Annotated in this window: 1 protein-coding gene and 1 pseudogene; one reads left to right on the plus strand and one right to left on the minus strand. The window is 70.6% G+C overall.

Annotated features, from left to right (window positions below):
* The coding region (locus G3N98_RS39075; RefSeq protein WP_206151105.1) for a glycosyltransferase at positions 1-991 on the plus strand (991 nt) is incomplete at its 5' end.
* Between the two features lie 115 nt (positions 992-1106).
* Here the strand turns inward: G3N98_RS39075 and G3N98_RS39080 are convergent.
* Positions 1107-2040: pseudogene (locus G3N98_RS39080) on the minus strand (phage tail protein); the annotation flags it as partial.

Genomic DNA, 2040 nt, shown 5'->3' on the forward strand with positions numbered 1-2040 from the left:
TCGTGCGGCGACTTCGCTGCTCGAGCAGGATTACCCGGGCGACTTTCATCTGATCATCGTCGATGACCACAGCGACGACGGCACCGCCGACGCAGCCCGCGCGGCCGCGCTCGCGATCAACCGCGCCGACCGGCTGACCGTGCTGGCCGCGAAGCCGCTGCCGGCCGGCTGGTCGGGCAAGGTGTGGGCGCAGTCGCAGGGGATCGCCGCGGTGCAGACGCTCGGCCTGCCGGCCGACTACCTGCTGCTGACGGATGCCGACATCGGCCATCCGCCCGACGCCGTCGCGCAGCTCGTCACGCGCGCGCAGGCCGAGAACCGTGATCTCGTGTCGCTGATGGTGCGGCTGCGCTGCGATTCGTTCTGGGAAAAGGCGCTGATCCCGGCGTTCGTGTTCTTCTTCGCGAAGCTCTACCCGTTCTCGTGGATCAACAACCCGCGCAACCGGACGGCCGGCGCGGCGGGCGGCTGCATGCTCGTCAAGCGCACGGCGCTCGAGGAAGCGGGCGGCATCGAGTCGATCCGCGGCGCGCTGATCGACGACTGCAGCCTCGCCGCGCAGATCAAGCATCGCGGCGAGGGCCGCCATCCGATCCGGCTCGACCTGGCCGACCGCAGCGTGTCGTTGCGCCCGTACGACAGCTGGCGCGACATCTGGAACATGATCGCGCGCACCGCGTTCACGCAGCTGCACTACTCGCCGCTGCTGCTGGCCGGCACGCTGCTCGGGATGACGATCATCTATCTCGTGCCGCCCGCCGCGGCGCTCGCGTACGGCGCGCGCGCCTGGCCGGCGTGGCTCGCATGGGCGTCGATGTGCGCCGCGTATGCGCCGATGCTGCGCTACTACCGGCGCTCGCCGCTGTGGGCGCCGGCGCTGCCGCTCGTCGCGCTGTTCTACGTCGGCGCGACGTTCGCGTCCGCGTGGCGCTACTGGCGCGGCAAGGGCGGCCAGTGGAAGGCGCGCGTGCAGGCGCCGGTGGATCGCTGAGTCTTGCCCGGGAGGCGTGCCTCCCGGCAGCCGGAAAGCAAACAGCCCGATCGGGAAACCGGTCGGGCTGTTTTGTTTTGGACGATGCCTGTTCGGCGCTGCGGCGTGCCGGTACTCAGCGCTGCGTCAGCATCATGTACATCTGGACCACGACGTCCGGCGAGAACGTGAACGGCACCCAGCCGTAGCCCGTGTGGCGGGCCACCAGCAGGCGGTCGCCATTCGACTGTTTCTGCACGGCCATCATCGGGTTCTTCGTCGTCACGAAGCGCCAGCCGGCCGGGATGCCGGGCGGCGGCTCCGGCTGCATCGATGCACGCGCATGCGCGAGTTCCTCGATCAGCTGGCCCAGTTGTTCCGGATGCAGCGTGATCGATTCGCCGTTGATGGTCAGCGTGAGTTCGTTCTGCGTCGGGCGCGACACGTGCAGCGTCGCTTTGTCGGACGGGGCCGGCGTGGTGGCGACGTCGGATTCGGCTTCGACCGGCGTTTCGGCTTGCGCCGTCGCGACGATGGCTGCTTCGGCGTCGGCCGTTGCATCCACCGTTTCGCCCGCCGCCGGCGCGGGCGCGATCACGGCCGGTTCCGCCGCCGGCGTACCGGCCGGTGCAGGTTCGACGACTTCGGCTGCAACTGCCGTGGCGGCGACTGCGCTCGTCGCGGCTTCCTTGACGACGGCCTCGACCAGCGCCTCGGCGTCGGCGATGGCCTTCGCGTGGTGCTGCGCAGCCGCTTCGGCTTGTGCGATCGCTTCGGCATGACGCTGCGTGACGGCCTCCGCCTGCGCGGTGGCATCGGCGTGGCGCTGCGCGGCCGCCTCGGCGTGCGCGATCGCTTCGGTATGGCGTTGCGTGACGGCTTCGGCCTCGGCGGTCGCTTCGGCATGACGCTGCGCGGCGGCCTGCGTTTCCGCGATCGCCTGCGTGTGCTGCTGCGCGAGCGCCTCGGCTTCCTTGATCGCAGCCGTATGGCGCTGCGCGGCGGCTTCGGCTTCGGCGATGGCAGCCGCGAGACGCTGCGTGGCCGCTTCGGCTTCGGCGGTCGCTTCC

Source organism: Burkholderia sp. Tr-20390, assembly GCF_017104595.1.
Taxonomy (GTDB): Bacteria; Pseudomonadota; Gammaproteobacteria; order Burkholderiales; family Burkholderiaceae; genus Burkholderia.